Annotated in this window: 13 protein-coding genes and 1 pseudogene; 8 read left to right on the top strand and 6 right to left on the bottom strand. The window is 62.1% G+C overall.

Features of this window, described 5'->3' with window-relative positions; genetic code table 11:
• Nucleotides 1-7: 7 nt before the first annotated feature.
• A complete protein-coding gene (gene lysS, locus AC2ETI_RS12625; protein ID WP_003945834.1) occupies nucleotides 8-1,519 on the top strand; it encodes a lysine--tRNA ligase in 1,512 nt (503 codons plus the stop codon).
• Between the two features lie 226 nt (nucleotides 1,520-1,745).
• Here the strand turns inward: lysS and AC2ETI_RS12620 are convergent, their stop codons facing one another.
• Nucleotides 1,746-2,201, bottom strand: a complete 456-nt coding sequence (locus tag AC2ETI_RS12620; protein WP_483633979.1) for a DUF8017 domain-containing protein — start codon at nucleotides 2,199-2,201, stop codon at nucleotides 1,746-1,748.
• 75 nt (nucleotides 2,202-2,276) lie between these two features.
• Here AC2ETI_RS12620 and AC2ETI_RS12615 point away from each other — a divergent pair, with 75 nt between their 5' ends.
• The 5 genes and pseudogenes from AC2ETI_RS12615 (at nucleotide 2,277) to AC2ETI_RS12595 (ending at nucleotide 7,955) form a co-directional block, all read left to right on the top strand.
• Nucleotides 2,277-2,615, top strand: coding sequence for a histone-like nucleoid-structuring protein Lsr2 (locus AC2ETI_RS12615; RefSeq protein WP_003945673.1), 339 nt, complete (start codon nucleotides 2,277-2,279; stop codon nucleotides 2,613-2,615).
• Nucleotides 2,616-2,720: 105 nt separating this feature from the next.
• Complete coding sequence (locus AC2ETI_RS12610) at nucleotides 2,721-3,662, top strand: esterase/lipase family protein (RefSeq protein ID WP_019746799.1); 942 nt, start codon at nucleotides 2,721-2,723, stop codon at nucleotides 3,660-3,662.
• A gap of 5 nt (nucleotides 3,663-3,667) precedes the next feature.
• The gene (locus tag AC2ETI_RS12605) at nucleotides 3,668-4,558 is read left to right on the top strand and encodes an esterase/lipase family protein (RefSeq protein ID WP_400822880.1); all 891 of its coding nucleotides are present in this window, start codon (nucleotides 3,668-3,670) and stop codon (nucleotides 4,556-4,558) included.
• Nucleotides 4,559-4,855: 297 nt separating this feature from the next.
• Nucleotides 4,856-7,399 carry an ATP-dependent Clp protease ATP-binding subunit gene (locus AC2ETI_RS12600; protein ID WP_003945604.1) on the top strand — a complete coding sequence of 848 codons (2,544 nt, stop codon included), beginning with the start codon at nucleotides 4,856-4,858 and terminating at the stop codon, nucleotides 7,397-7,399.
• A 77-nt stretch (nucleotides 7,400-7,476) separates the two neighbouring features.
• A pseudogene (locus tag AC2ETI_RS12595) lies at nucleotides 7,477-7,955 on the top strand (nucleoside deaminase).
• Nucleotides 7,956-8,012: 57 nt separating this feature from the next.
• Here the strand turns inward: AC2ETI_RS12595 and fadD5 are convergent.
• The 3 genes from fadD5 to AC2ETI_RS12580 form a co-directional block, all read right to left on the bottom strand.
• A complete protein-coding gene (fadD5, locus tag AC2ETI_RS12590) occupies nucleotides 8,013-9,602 on the bottom strand; it encodes a fatty-acid--CoA ligase FadD5 (protein WP_400822882.1) in 1,590 nt (529 codons plus the stop codon).
• 95 nt (nucleotides 9,603-9,697) lie between these two features.
• Nucleotides 9,698-10,477: an enoyl-CoA hydratase gene (locus AC2ETI_RS12585; protein ID WP_133727742.1), complete on the bottom strand. Its 780-nt coding sequence runs from the start codon at nucleotides 10,475-10,477 to the stop codon at nucleotides 9,698-9,700.
• Nucleotides 10,474-11,463: an NAD(P)H-dependent flavin oxidoreductase gene (locus tag AC2ETI_RS12580; RefSeq protein WP_019746804.1), complete on the bottom strand. Its 990-nt coding sequence runs from the start codon at nucleotides 11,461-11,463 to the stop codon at nucleotides 10,474-10,476. Before AC2ETI_RS12580 ends, AC2ETI_RS12585 begins: the two co-directional genes overlap by 4 nt.
• 338 nt (nucleotides 11,464-11,801) lie before the next feature.
• On the opposite strand from AC2ETI_RS12580, the gene AC2ETI_RS12575 reads away from it, so the two are divergent.
• Nucleotides 11,802-13,025: a TetR/AcrR family transcriptional regulator gene (locus AC2ETI_RS12575; RefSeq protein ID WP_172932236.1), complete on the top strand. Its 1,224-nt coding sequence runs from the start codon at nucleotides 11,802-11,804 to the stop codon at nucleotides 13,023-13,025.
• A 98-nt stretch (nucleotides 13,026-13,123) separates the two neighbouring features.
• Complete coding sequence (locus AC2ETI_RS12570; RefSeq protein ID WP_003945839.1) at nucleotides 13,124-13,558, top strand: OsmC family protein; 435 nt, start codon at nucleotides 13,124-13,126, stop codon at nucleotides 13,556-13,558.
• On the opposite strand, the gene AC2ETI_RS12565 is transcribed toward AC2ETI_RS12570, so the two are convergent.
• Nucleotides 13,533-14,015: a hypothetical protein gene (locus tag AC2ETI_RS12565; protein WP_387405096.1), complete on the bottom strand. Its 483-nt coding sequence runs from the start codon at nucleotides 14,013-14,015 to the stop codon at nucleotides 13,533-13,535. The two genes, AC2ETI_RS12570 and AC2ETI_RS12565, sit on opposite strands and share 26 nt — an antisense overlap.
• Nucleotides 14,012-14,527 carry a DUF4352 domain-containing protein gene (locus AC2ETI_RS12560; RefSeq protein WP_019746807.1) on the bottom strand — a complete coding sequence of 172 codons (516 nt, stop codon included), beginning with the start codon at nucleotides 14,525-14,527 and terminating at the stop codon, nucleotides 14,012-14,014. Before AC2ETI_RS12560 ends, AC2ETI_RS12565 begins: the two co-directional genes overlap by 4 nt.
• Nucleotides 14,528-14,548 lie beyond the last annotated feature (21 nt).

Raw genomic sequence — 14,548 nt, 5'->3', positions numbered from 1 at the left:
GTACCCCGTGAGTGATGTAGAAGCCCAGCCAGTCGACGACACCCCCGAGCAGCTCCGTATCCGGCGCGAGAAGCGTGAACGGATCCTCGCGCAGGGGCAGGAGGCGTACCCGGTTTCGGTCGATCGCACCCACACGCTCGCGCAGATCCGCGCGGAGTACCCGGAACTCGAGCCGGACACGGCGACTGGCGTGCTGGTCGGCGTCGTCGGCCGCGTCATCTTCATGCGCAACACCGGCAAGTTGTGCTTCGCGACTCTGCAGGAAGGCGACGGTACCCAGCTGCAGGCCATGATCAGCCTCGCCGGCGTCGGCGAAGAGGCACTGGCTGCCTGGAAGTCCGACGTCGACCTCGGCGACTTCGTCTTCATCCACGGTGAGGTCATCAGCTCCCGTCGCGGCGAGCTCAGCGTGATGGCCGACGCCTGGCAGATCGCATCCAAGTCGCTGCGCCCCCTGCCGGTTGCTCACAAGGAGATGAGCGAAGAGTCCCGGGTGCGTCAGCGCTACGCGGATCTGATCGTTCGCCCCGAGGCTCGCGACAACGCCCGCAAGCGCGTCGCTGTTGTCCGTGCGCTGCGCAATGCGCTCGAGAGCCGCGGCTTCCTCGAGGTCGAGACGCCGATGCTGCAGACGCTGCACGGCGGCGCGGCAGCTCGCCCGTTCGTCACGCACTCGAACGCCCTCGACATCGACCTGTACCTGCGTATCGCGCCGGAACTGTTCCTCAAGCGTTGCGTCGTCGGCGGTATCGAGAAGGTCTTCGAGATCAACCGCAACTTCCGCAACGAGGGCGTCGACTCCACTCACTCGCCCGAGTTCGCGATGCTCGAGACGTACGAGGCCTACGGCACGTACGACGATTCCGCGAAGATGATTCGTGAGCTCGTCCAGGAAGTTGCGCAGGAAGCATTCGGCACGCAGGTCCTCACCCTCGCCGACGGTTCCGAGTACGACGTAAGTGGCGAGTGGCAGGTTCTCGAGATGTACCCGTCGCTGTCGGCGGCCATCGGCACCGAGGTCACGCCGGATACGACGGTCGACGAGCTTCTCGCTCTGGCGGAGAAGGTAGGCCTCGAGGTTCCCAAGGACAAGGGCTACGGCCACGGCAAGCTCGTCGAGGAGTTGTGGGAGCACCAGTGCGGCGATCAGCTGTACGTGCCGACGTTCGTCCGTGACTTCCCGGTCGAGACGTCGCCCCTGACCCGTGATCACCGAAGCAAGAAGGGTGTCACCGAGAAGTGGGACCTGTACATCCGCGGATTCGAGTTGGCGACCGGCTACTCCGAACTTGTCGACCCGGTCATCCAGCGTGAGCGCTTTGTCGACCAGGCGCGCCTCGCGTCGGCAGGCGACGACGAAGCGATGGTGCTGGACGAGGAGTTCCTCGCCGCGATGGAACAGGGCATGCCGCCGACCACCGGCACCGGCATGGGAATCGATCGACTGCTGATGGCTTTGACGGGTCTCGGTATTCGCGAGACGATCCTCTTCCCGATCGTTCGTCCGTCCGCTCGCTAGCTTTACTTCGATCAAGGTTCGGCCGCACATGTTGCGGCCGAACCTTTTTCAGTTGGGGCACTCCCAAGGTATTCGATACGGTTCACAGTCGGCGTCGTCGTCGGCTATCGGCGGTGCCGAAAACCAGATGAATCTGGGTGAATTCTTCAGCTCGATCAGCTCAGCGGGGAGCGCTCGTAGTTGGGATTCGATTTGTTCCCAACGACATTCGCCTGCGGCAAAGGATTCATCCATGCGCGGTCGCCTGAGTTTCGGACTTTCGAATTATTGCGATGATTTGGTCGATCGTGCCCTGGTTGAGTGCGTCAGGTAGTCCCTGATCCGACTGGACAAGGAAGACCATGACCTCGGCTGTGGAGTATCCGGGTGTGGTCATGACATCGAATTGTGCTGAGGGCGGATCGCATTCGTTGTCCGCCGGGATATTTGTGACGGTTGCGGTGTACCGGATCGCAGGGCGTCCGGAGATGGTGAAATTCGTGGGTCCGCTGTAAGCGATGCTGGCGAGAGTGCCGTTCTTGGAGGCGAAGATTGCGCTCGGTAGAGGTCTTTTCTCGAGTCGTCGTCTGTCATGATTCCCCGTCTGGATGCATCCCCCGATGCGCCGCAAGGAATGTATCGGCACTGTCTTTGTCGCAAGACAAGTCGACTGGCATACCCGGTGGAGATCAGTCCCAATCATCCGGACGAGCCAAGACAGGACGTTTGTCCAGGTGCTATTGTCGCTGCTTATCGAAGGATCTGGGGAGGAATGGTCGTGGTGAAAAAGGTTGTTGTCACGATGGTTGACGATCTGGACAAAAAATCGCCCGCGGACGAAACTGTGGAGTTTTCCGTCGACGGAGTTGCTTACGAAATCGATCTGACCGCCGCCCACGCCGCGGAACTGCGCGATGCACTGAAAAAGTGGATTCCTCATGCGAGAAAGTCGAATTCCGCCAAATCGGTCAACGGAGCGGTGACCAAATCCCGTCCCGTTGCGGACCGCGATCAGAGTGCCGCCATCCGCGAATGGGCCAAGGGTGCGGGCTTCGAGATTTCGGCCCGCGGTCGTATTTCCACGGAGGTGCGCCGAGCCTACGAAAAGGCCGTCTGAAATGGATCGCGAATGGATTCGGGCGCATTTTGCCGAAACGGATTGATAACGCGTTCTAGTTTGTTAGCGTCTGCACGGTTCGCATCTCTCGTAGAGGAGTCGGTCGTGCACAGAATCGGGTTGTTCGGGGGCGTGGTTCTTGCCGCTCTGATGCTTGTCGGGTTCACCTCCGTGGCTTCGGCTCAGGCCCCGTTGCCCGTGCCCAATGCCTTCCTTGCCGGTGTTCCTCAGGAGTTGGGAAATCCTGGCGGTTCAGCTCCTGGATCCAATGACTTTTCGTGTAAACCTACTGCCGAACATCCCAATCCGGTTGTGCTCGTTCACGGAACGGGTGGAAACAGGCAGACCAACTGGGCCACCTATGCGCCGTTGCTCGCCAACGAGGGCTACTGCGTCTTCGCGCTGACGTACGGAAACTTCCCCGAGCAGCCATGGCCGTTGTCGGCCATCGGTGGAATGCAGGAAATTCCCTCCAGCGCAGCACAATTGTCGAATTTCGTCGATCAAGTTCTGGGCGCTACGGGCGCAACGTCGGTGGATCTCGTCGGGCATTCGCAAGGCACGATCATCAACGGGTACTACGCGAAGTTCCTCGGCGGTGCCGACAAAGTGGACAACATCGTCTCGGTGGCATCGCTGTGGAAGGGAACCCTCGGAAACGAGCAGGCAAGTATCGGCCGCAGCCTTCGCGAACTCGGGGTATCCGAGGCGGCACAGGCAGGATTCCCGATCTGCAAGGCGTGCCTGAACATGGGGGCCGGTTCGGAGTTCATCGAAAATCTCCGTGCGGGAGGCGTTTACGCGCCGGGCGTTCACTACACGAACATCACGACGCGCTACGACGAACTGGTGCTGCCGTATACAAATGGGCTGGAGCCCGGGCCGAACGCAACCAACATCGTCGTCCAGGACGGTTGTGAGCAAGACATCTCCGATCATCTCGCCATCGCGGCGTCGCTGCGCGCGGCGACCTTTGCTCTCAATGCACTCGATCCCGCGCATCAGCGGCCGGTACCGTGCAACTCGGTATTGCCCGTCGTGGGTTGATCAATATGTGGAGGCCTTCGGTGGGGATTCGAACATGCGTGGGTGCGCTCGCTCTGGCGGGTGCCGTGGCCGCGACCGCCGCACCTCTTGCGTCGGCGAACGAACCTCTTCCCGTTCCGTCCGGTTTCTTCAGCGGAATCGCCCTCGAAGCGACCAACCCGGGCGGATCGGCCCCTGGCACCAACGACTTCTCGTGCACGCCTTCCGCTGCTCATCCTGATCCAGCCGTCCTGGTGCACGGGACGGCGGCCAACCGTCAGACCAATTGGGGCGTACTCGCACCCGTACTGGCCAACGAGGGATACTGCGTTTTCGCGCTCACCTTCGGGAATCGAACGGACCAGCCGTGGCCGATTTCCGCAGCCGGCGGTCTCGCACCACTCGGAGACAGCGCAGGGCAGCTGTCGGACTTCGTCGATGACGTTCTTTCTGCGACGGGTGCCTCGAAGGTCGACCTGATCGGACACTCTCAGGGGACGACGGTCAGTGCGTACTACGCCAAGTTCCTCGGCGGCGACGCGAAGGTTTCCAAGATCGTCTCCATCGCTCCGTTGTGGGACGGCTCGGAGGTCGGGCCGCCGGAAGGCGTCGGGGGACCGGATTTCGACAACGCCACCTTCGTGACCGAACTGCGCGACGCGGGCGTCTACTCCGATGACGTCGAGTACACCAACATCGTGACTCGGTTCGATCAGGTAGTCGTTCCGTACAGCAGCGGAATACTGGCCGCGTCGAACGCGTCGAACATAGTTGTTCAGGACGGTTGCGAGCAGGACCTGTCGGATCACATCGCGTTGGTGGCGTCGCAGCGAACGGCGACTCTGACGCTCAACGCGCTTGATCCGTCGAATCCGCGTGAGGTGCCGTGCACTCGGGTACTCCCGATATTCGGCTGATCAGGCGTCGAAAATCGCTGTTCGCTTCAGGCGTACAGGAACCGGGAAACGATTCCCTCAGCTGCGACGTTGTGAACGGTAAGCAGTCCGGCTTCCGCCGCCAATCGGGTGGAGGAGCAGCAGGTGGACTTCGCGCCCTCTAGAGTAATAAGTGGGGTCGTGCAACCTTTGTCGATTCGTGGACGTCAGTCCGCTGACCGGCGAGGCGATCAGTCTGTAGTGCCGGAGCGAAACGCGGCGACCAGGGACGAGACATCCGGTCTCGAACCTGCCCGCCGGAGAGTGTGAGGGAGAGCGATGTTCGAGAGGTTCACCGATCGCGCGCGGCGCGTTGTTGTCCTGGCTCAAGAAGAAGCCAGGATGCTCAACCACAACTACATCGGCACGGAGCACATCCTTCTCGGCCTCATTCACGAGGGCGAAGGTGTTGCAGCCAAGTCGTTGGAGTCGTTGGGTATCTCCCTCGAGGGAGTCCGCAGCCAGGTCGAGGAGATCATCGGCCAGGGCCAGCAGGCTCCGTCCGGTCACATCCCCTTCACACCGCGCGCCAAGAAAGTCCTCGAGCTGAGTCTGCGCGAAGCGCTGCAGCTCGGACACAACTACATCGGTACGGAGCACATTCTGCTCGGTCTCATCCGTGAGGGTGAGGGCGTAGCAGCCCAGGTTCTGGTCAAGCTCGGTGCCGATCTCAACCGTGTCCGCCAGCAGGTCATCCAGCTGCTGTCGGGCTACCAGGGCAAGGAGCCCACCGAAACCGGTGGCACCCGCGGAGAGGCCGGCACGCCGTCCACCTCGCTCGTGCTCGACCAGTTCGGTCGCAATCTGACGCAAGCTGCCCTCGAAGGCAAGCTGGACCCGGTCATCGGCCGCTCGAAGGAAATCGAGCGCGTCATGCAGGTTCTCTCGCGTCGTACCAAGAACAACCCGGTTCTCATCGGTGAACCCGGTGTCGGTAAGACCGCTGTGGTCGAGGGCCTGGCTCAGGCAATCGTCAACGGTGAGGTCCCCGAGACCCTCAAGGACAAGCAGCTGTACACGCTCGACCTCGGGTCGCTCGTGGCCGGCAGCCGTTACCGCGGTGACTTCGAAGAGCGCCTGAAGAAGGTTCTCAAGGAGATCAACACCCGCGGAGACATCATCCTGTTCATCGACGAGCTGCACACCCTCGTTGGTGCGGGCGCGGCCGAGGGCGCTATCGACGCGGCCTCCATCCTCAAGCCCAAGCTTGCCCGCGGTGAGCTGCAGACCATCGGTGCCACCACTCTCGACGAGTACCGCAAGTACATCGAGAAGGATGCCGCTCTCGAGCGTCGTTTCCAGCCCGTCCAGGTGGGCGAGCCGACCGTCGAGCACACCATCGAGATCCTCAAGGGTCTTCGTGACCGCTACGAGGCTCACCACCGTGTCTCCATCACGGACGGTGCTCTCGTGGCAGCGGCGACGCTGGCCGACCGCTACATCAACGACCGCTTCTTGCCGGACAAGGCGATCGACCTCATCGACGAGGCGGGCGCGCGAATGCGCATCCGTCGGATGACTGCACCGCCGGACCTGCGCGAATTCGACGATCGCATCGCCGACGCGCGTCGCGAGAAGGAGTCCGCGATCGACGCGCAGGACTTCGAGAAGGCTGCGAACCTGCGTGACAAGGAGAAGACCCTCGTTGCTCAGCGCGCTGAGCGTGAGAAGCAGTGGCGCGCGGGCGACCTGGACGTCATCGCCGAGGTCGACGACGAGCAGATCGCCGAGGTTCTGGGTAACTGGACCGGTATCCCCGTCTTCAAGCTCACCGAGGAGGAGACCACTCGTCTGCTCCGCATGGAAGAGGAACTGCACAAGCGGATCATCGGCCAGGAAGAGGCAGTCAAGTCCGTCTCGAAGGCGATCCGTCGTACGCGTGCAGGTCTGAAGGATCCCAAGCGTCCCTCGGGCTCGTTCATCTTCGCCGGCCCGTCCGGTGTCGGTAAGACGGAGCTCGCGAAGTCGCTCGCCAACTTCCTGTTCGGCGACGACGACGCTCTGATCCAGATCGACATGGGCGAGTTCCACGACCGCTTCACCGCTTCGCGTCTGTTCGGTGCCCCTCCCGGGTACGTCGGATACGAAGAGGGTGGCCAGCTCACCGAGAAGGTGCGCCGCAAGCCGTTCAGCGTTGTGCTGTTCGACGAGATCGAGAAGGCACACCAGGAGATCTACAACACCCTCCTGCAGGTGCTCGAGGACGGCCGTCTCACCGACGGTCAGGGACGTACCGTCGACTTCAAGAACACGGTGCTGATCTTCACGTCCAACCTCGGTACGTCGGACATCTCCAAGGCAGTCGGCCTGGGCTTCAGCTCGGGAACGGGCACGGAGTCGAACTACGAGCGCATGAAGCTCAAGGTTCACGACGAGCTGAAGAAGCACTTCCGTCCCGAGTTCTTGAACCGTATCGACGACATCGTCGTCTTCCATCAGCTCACGAACGAGCAGATCGTTCAGATGGTCGACCTGATGCTCGCTCGCGTCGAGGCGGCACTCAAGAACAAGGACATGGCCATGGAGGTCACCGACAAGGCCAAGTCGCTTCTGGCCAAGCGCGGATTCGATCCGGTACTGGGTGCACGACCGCTGCGTCGCACCATCCAGCGCGAGATCGAAGACCAGATGTCCGAGAAGATCCTCTTCGGAGAGATCGGACCCGGCCACATCGTGCTCGTCGACGTCGAGAACTGGGACGGCGAAGGCTCGGGAGAGGACGCGAAGTTCACGTTCACGCCCACCAAGAAGCCGATCGACGTGCCGGACGCACCGCCGATCGAGCTGACCAAGGCCGGCGAAAGCGAAAGCGCAGCAGAGTAGTACAGCAGAGTAAGTAACGAACGGGCGGCACCTCACCGGTGCCGCCCGTTTCGTGTATCACGGGAGAGGGCGTACACATGAACGACATCGAACTGGGTCACCTGCGTCGTTGCGTCGAATTGGCAACGGAAGCATTGGATGCCGGCGACGAACCTTTCGGTTCCGTCCTGGCAGCGGCCGACGGAACATTTCTGGGGAAGATCGAAACAGGATCGCGGGCGGCGACAACACCCGCCACCCCGAGTTCGAGCTGGCTCGGTGGGCGGCTCAGTATCTGACGCCGGAAGAGCGTTCGACGGCAACGGTATTCACCTCGGGAGAGCACTGCGCGATGTGTTCGGCTGCGCACGCATGGGTGGGCCTCGGACGTATCGTCTACATCTGCTCTTCGGCTCAACTCGGCGACTGGCTCGCGGAGTGGGGTGCGGCCCCGGCGCCGGTGAAGTCTCTGTCCGTCAACGAGGTTGCGCCGAACGTCCCGGTCGAAGGTCCGGTGCCGGAGTTGGTTCCGCTGGTGCGAGAACTGCATCGGAAGTTGCATTCGCAGAGCGCTTGACGGGCACACTCAAACGGGCGGCACCCCGCTGGCGGTGCCACCCGTTTGCGTGTGGAGTCAGGAAACTGCGTCGACCGCTCGAACCTTCTCTCGCAGTTCGCCCTTGACGACCTTGCCGCTTGCATTGCGCGGCAGCGCTTCCACGACGACGATGTCCTTCGGGTGCTTGTAACGCGCGAGACGATCATTGAGGAAGCTGCTCAGTTCCTCGATGGTCAGGTCCACGGCTGAACCTGGCGCCATCGCGACGATCGCTACCGGCACCTCACCCCACTTGGCGTCGGGGCGACCGACGACGGCCGCTTCGACGATCAATTCGTGTTCGTAGAGAACGTTTTCCACTTCGGCGCAGTAGATGTTCTCTCCGCCGGAGATGATCATGTCCTTCTTGCGATCGACGACGTAGACAAAGCCTTCGTCGTCGACTCGAACGAGATCGCCGGAGTGGAACCATCCACCGTGGAAGGCGTCAGCGGTGGCGGTGGGGTTGTTCCAGTACTCGCTCATCATCGTGGGCCCGCGGTAGACGATTTCACCGATTTCACCGGGCGCCACGTCGTCCATGTTCTCGTCGACGACCCTGGCCGAAATGGTCGGGATGACCCGACCGACGGATCCGAGCTTGCGAATCGCATCCTCACCGTCGAGAACGCAAGTGATGGGCGACATCTCGGTCTGACCGAAGACTGCGACATTGAATGCGTCCGGGAAGGTTTCGGCCATTGCCCGCAGGATGGTATCGGACGATGGTGCGGCGCCCCACGAGATGTTCTTCAGCGACAGTGCTCGAGGTTGCGCCTTCTGCACTGCGCACACGGCCTGCCATTGCACGGGCACGAGGAACAAGCTGGTGACCTTCTCGGCTTCGAGAATGTCGAGTAGTTGACCAGGGTCGAATGCGCCGACCGGATGGATCACCGTGGTCGTGCCGAGTTGCAGGCTCGGCGCGATGGAACCGAGGGCCGCGATGTGGAACATGGGCGACGCGCAAAAGCCGATGGAATCGGCATTGAACAGGTGGAAGGCCCTGATACAGGTCAATGCTTGCGAAGACAGGTTGGAGTGGGAGAGCACCGAACCCTTGGGGCGACCGGTGGTTCCCGAGGTGTACATGATGAGTGCAGGAGTGTCGTCCGGGATGTCGAAGAACGCGTGCGGCTCGCCCGCCTCGCTGATCAGGTCCTCGTAGTTCAGGCTGTCACCCTCGGCGGGGGCGCCTACGGTGATGGAGATGTCGATACCCTCTGACGCGGCACGCGCCGCTCCGGCCAGTGGAGCCAATGGTCCCTCGGCGACAATGACTTTGGAGCCGGAGTCGTTGACCAGGTACGCGATCTCGGGTGGCGTGAGACGGAAGTTCACCGGAACAGCTATCGCGCCCAATGCGTTGGTCGCGAGCACGATCTCGAGGTATTCGGGGCGATTGAGCATCAGGATGAGCACGCGGTCGCCGAAGCTGACGCCGCGTCGGGCTAGAGCGTCTGCCAGCTTCTCGACGCGTGCGTCGAGGGTGCTCCAGGTGATGGAATCGCCCAAGAATCGCAGCGCGGTGCGATCGGGAATCATCTGCGCATGCCTGGCGATCTGATTGTTCCAGTTGGTGCGGCGTGAACGCTGCGCCTCGGAGACTGCATCGGTGGAGGCCATCGATGGGTTCCTCTCATGCGTGGGTGATTGTGTGACTCAGGCTACAGTGAGCCGTCGATTCTCACAGTGGTTTTGTTAACGAAAATTCGCAACGACTACTTGAAGTGCGGTGCGCGCTTCTGCAGCATCGCCATCGCGCCTTCTTTGAAGTCGTCACCGGTGAGAAGTTCTGCCTGACCGGTATTTTCGAGCTCCAACGCGGCATCGAGGCGGTCCAGCGTCGCTGCATTGAGTGCGCGCTTGGTGAGTTCGAGTGCGCGTCGGGGAGCCTTCGACGTGCGATCGACGACCGAGTCGACGAGTGCGTCGAACGCGTCGTCTGCGATGGTGCGGGACACGAGCCCGAAACGCTCTGCGTCCTCGGCGGAAACCCGCTCGCCCAGCAATGCCATCTCGGCCGCTCTGGCACGTCCGATCGCTGCCGGCACCAGCGCACTGGCGCCGCCGTCGGGCATCAGGCCGATGTTGACGAACGAGAGGAGGAAATAGGCGCTCGATGCTGCGTACGTCAGGTCCGCGGCCAGGGCGATGGACACTCCGACGCCGGCTGCCGGGCCGTTGACCGCGGCGATCACCGGGACCGGGGCGCTGGTGATGGCGCGAATCAGAGAAGTCGCCGCATCCATGACAACTTTCGGGTCTGCGGGGTTGAGGGCCGCTGCCGCAAGATCGGCTCCGGTGCAGAACGCTCGACCGGATCCGGTGATCACGATGGTACGAACTCTCGGGTCTGCGCCGCCCTCTCTGACGGCGGCTGCGAAAGCAGTCATCGTGGGTAGGTCGATCGCGTTCATCCGCTTCGGGCGGTCGAAGGTCAATCGCAGTACACCGTCGGTGATTTCGGAGCGAAAGCCCGTCTCAGCGGTGGCGGTCATGCCGCGCTCACAGCGGTGACGAATCCGGAAAGCCGTGAGGTGATGAGGTGTTCGGCCTCCGAGACCATGCGGTCGATCATGTCGGCGACGGTCGGGATGTCGTTGATCAACCCTTGGCTTTGCCCGGCGGACCAGATGCCTGCATCGAGATCGCCGTCTTCGAAGACCTTGCGCCCGCGTGCCCCGGCGACCAGATGCTGGATGTCGCTGAACTGCGCGTCGCCGCGCGCCTCGATGTCGACGACTTCGGCGCTGATCGCATTCGCTGCTACGCGTGCGGTGTTGTGCAGAGTCCGGAAAATCAGCTTGGTGTCACGCTCGGTGTTGGCGACTATCTGCTCTTTAACCGATTGTGCTACAGGAGATTCCACGGTGCACATGAATCGAGTTCCCATGTTGACGCCGTCTGCTCCGAGCGCAAGCGCCGCGACGAGTCCGCGGGAATCTGCGATTCCGCCTGACGCGATCACCGGAATCGTGAGTTGCTGCGTGGCCGCCGGAATCAGAATCAGCCCTGGTATGTCGTCTTCACCTGGGTGTCCGGCGCATTCGAAGCCGTCGATGCTGACGGCGTCGACGCCCAGTCTCTCGGCCTTGACCGCGTGACGAACTGCAGTGCACTTGTGGATCACCTTCACGCCCGCGTCCTTGAAATGCGGAAGATGATCGATCGGATTGGAACCGGCCGTCTCGACGATCTTGATCCCGGATTCGATGATCGCCTGGCGATATTCGGCGTACGGCGGCGGCGTGATCGACGGCAGAATCGTGAGATTGACGCCGAAAGGCTTGTCGGTGAGATCGCGGGTCCGAGCAATTTCCTTGACGAGATCTTCCGGAGTGGGTTGGGTAAGGCCGGTCAGGAACCCCAGGGCGCCGGAATTGGCCGTGGCCGCAACAAGTTCTGCGCGTCCTACCCACATCATGCCGCCCTGCACGATCGGATGGTCTACGCCGAACATCTCGGTGAAGCGAGTGCGAATCATCTGCTCACAACTACTTTCTTACGATCGGTCAATCGGCATCGAACCCTATTGCAGGCGAAGAAAAATCCTGCGCTGTATGGAACGAGCCCGCCAGCGGACTGCGTGCAAGTTTGTGCGAATCATCACTAACATAACACCGATGTGAGAGCGGGTGTCAAGACTCTTTTTCCGGAATCCGTCCGCCGTGACAGCCGCGTTGTAGGGTTTCGGGTGAAGCCATACCGGGCGCGAATTGCGACCTTCGCGACGGTTAACATGGTCCGTTCGGACTCGCGCCCGTAGAAGTGCGGTGCAGCGGACGAAGGCAGTGGAAGAAAGCAACGGAAGTGGAGGGTCAGGTGCCCGGACAGACACGCGTCTCCGTGAGCGGCAGTGGCTCTGCACCACGAACGCGTCCGAAGAATCGGAAGGCCCAAATCGCGGCCGCTGCCGCGGAGGCATTCAGTGAACGTGGCTACCACGCGGTCGGCATCGACGAGATCGCAGCGAAGGTCGGAATCTCCGGGCCGGCCCTCTATCGTCATTTCCCCACGAAATACGCGCTGTTCGTCTACACCGTGAACAACCTGACCCAGGCGTTGCTGGATGCCAGCGATCCCGCGGTACACGGAAACGACGATCCACGCGAGCAGTTGAACTCCACCATGGTGGGGGTCATCCGCGCGACGATCGAGAATCGGCGTAGGGGAGGGCTCTACCGTTGGGAGGGCCGGTACCTGGTCGACGAGGATCGTGAGCAATTGCGGGAGGGAATGCGCACGCTCAATCTTCGGATTGCCGAGCCGTTGGCCGCAGTGCGCCCGGAACTGGACCCGGCCGACGTCGAGCTGATCGCACCGGCTGTGCTCAGCGTGATCGCCAGTATCACCGGTCATCGATCGGCGTTGTCCGCCAAGCAGATCGAATCGTTGATTCTCACAGCTTGTTGGTCGGTGATCGGCGTCGAGTTGCCCGTTGGTGCGAAGGGCGGCGGCAAGAAACAGGCGCCCGAACGCAAACCCGGCCTTGCCCGGACGTCGAAACGTGAAGTGCTGCTTCAGGAAGCCGTATTGCTGTTCTATCAGCGCGGCTATCACGACGTGAGTATCGAGGAGATCGGCGCCGCAGCGGGTATCAACGCGTCGAGCGTGTACCGGCACTTCGCGAGCAAGGCCGATCTACTCGCCGCGGCTTTCCACCGGGCGTCCGATCGCCTGACGATGACGTTGGGTTCGGCGTTGGCGGAGTCGGAGACACCACTCGCGGCCGTAGAGACATTGGCCAAGATGTACGTCGAGGTGTCGTTCGGCAGAAGCGAACTGTTGGCAGTCTATTTCGCCGAGATCGGCAGCTTGCCGGACCGGTCGCGGACCGAGTTGCGGAACATCCAGCGGCTCAACGTGGAGGAGTGGGCGCACTTGTGCGTCGAGGCGCGGCCGGAGTTGACGATCGTCCAAGCGCGGTTCCTCGTCCACGCGGCGCTTGGTCTGGTCTTCGACATCGGCAGGATCGTGCACTTTTCCTCGGAGAACTCCGCGCAAGCACGCGTCGAGAAATTGCTGACCGCGACTCTCCTGGGGTAGCGCAGTCCGAAACAGTAGGTGTGACTTCACGTATCGCGGGTAGGTTCGTGATCGCAAGGCGTTCACCGAATCATGTGAAGACGGAAGTAGGGACAGCAATGCCAACTCGTACCGCACGCACCGCCTGGAACGGCACCCTCGAAGCCGGGTCGGGACAGGTCGAACTCACCAGCTCGGGTGTCGCGACCTTCGATGTGTCGTTCCCCAAGCGCGCAGCTGAGGAAGCCGGCGGAACCACCAGCCCCGAAGAACTGATCGCCGCGGCACATTCGTCCTGCTACGCGATGCAGTTGTCGGCACTGATCGCCGAGGCCGGCGGAACCCCGCAGAGCCTCGACATCACCGCAGACGTGTCGCTGGGCCCCGACACGGTCGGCTTCAAGCTCACCGGAATCAAGCTCACCGTTCGCGCCGAGGTCGACGGCCTCGACGCCGACGGTTTTGCCAAGGTTGCCCAGGCGGCCAAGGAAACGTGCCCGATCAGCAAGGCACTGACCGGCGTCGACATCACGTTGGATGCGGCACTGGACTGATCACCTCGTGCTCGGGCGCCCCCTCCGGCGCCCGAGTGCGGTTGTGTGTGACGACCAGGTAGCTTGCGAACAATATCGGGAGCACCCACAGATCCGAGGGATCACGAAAGACCACGATCGGCAAGAGCTCGCCGCGGAATCCTCCTGCGGTCCAGCGGAAAAACCCGATCACCCACTCGTACGCGTCGCCGATCGGCGAGACCGTCTTCACCGCGGCGAAGCCGATGCCCGTGACCGCGATGGACCAGGCGATCGCTGCTCGCCCCGCCAGCTTTCGTCTGAGCACCTCGAGAACCGAGAGCAGAAGCAAGGGAAACAGGAACACGCCGGCGACGTCGGACAGCTTGCCCGTCATCGTGTTCCCGAATGCCCCTTTGAGTACGTGGTCGTTGACCAAGATGACGGCCACCGAGACCAGCGCCCACGGACTCAGCAGCAGATCGCCCGGGCGGTTCACGACAGGTTGATGGTTGCCGAGCCGGACGAGAACAGGTCGCACTTGAACTGAAGGCGAAGACCGGTGGCGGCTTCGGGGACCTCGTACGCCAATTCGCCTCGCTTGGCTGCACCCGGCGCAAGCTCTCCGTCGACACTCGACGTGCTGCTGTCGGTGAACGTGATGTTGTACGACTTGTTGGTCGAGTCCTGCAGTTCGAAGCACATCATCGATGACACGGTCGACGGCTTGTCGCTGTTGTTGGTGACCTCGGTGTCGACCACGACGTAGCGGTTTCCGGGATCCGCGGTGATGAACTGATTGGTCGAGACATAGGGATCGACAACGCCGTGTACCTGGACGCGCCAGTCGCCCAGTTCGACGACGTCACCGATGCCGAAGGCAGCCGCGGGTGCGGCGGAAGAACCGTTGTCGTCGACCTTCTTCGCTTCGTCGGTCTCGCCCGAGGCGATGGTTGCGAACAGGGCTGCGCCGACGGCGAGGAGGGCGAGGGGAGTACGGAGTGATCGCATGATGTGCGCCTTTCGAGAGTT

Source organism: Rhodococcus sp. MurmanLake-1 (assembly GCF_056945715.1).
Note: the sequence above shows the minus strand (reverse complement) of the source record. Positions and strands in the feature narration are given on the sequence as shown.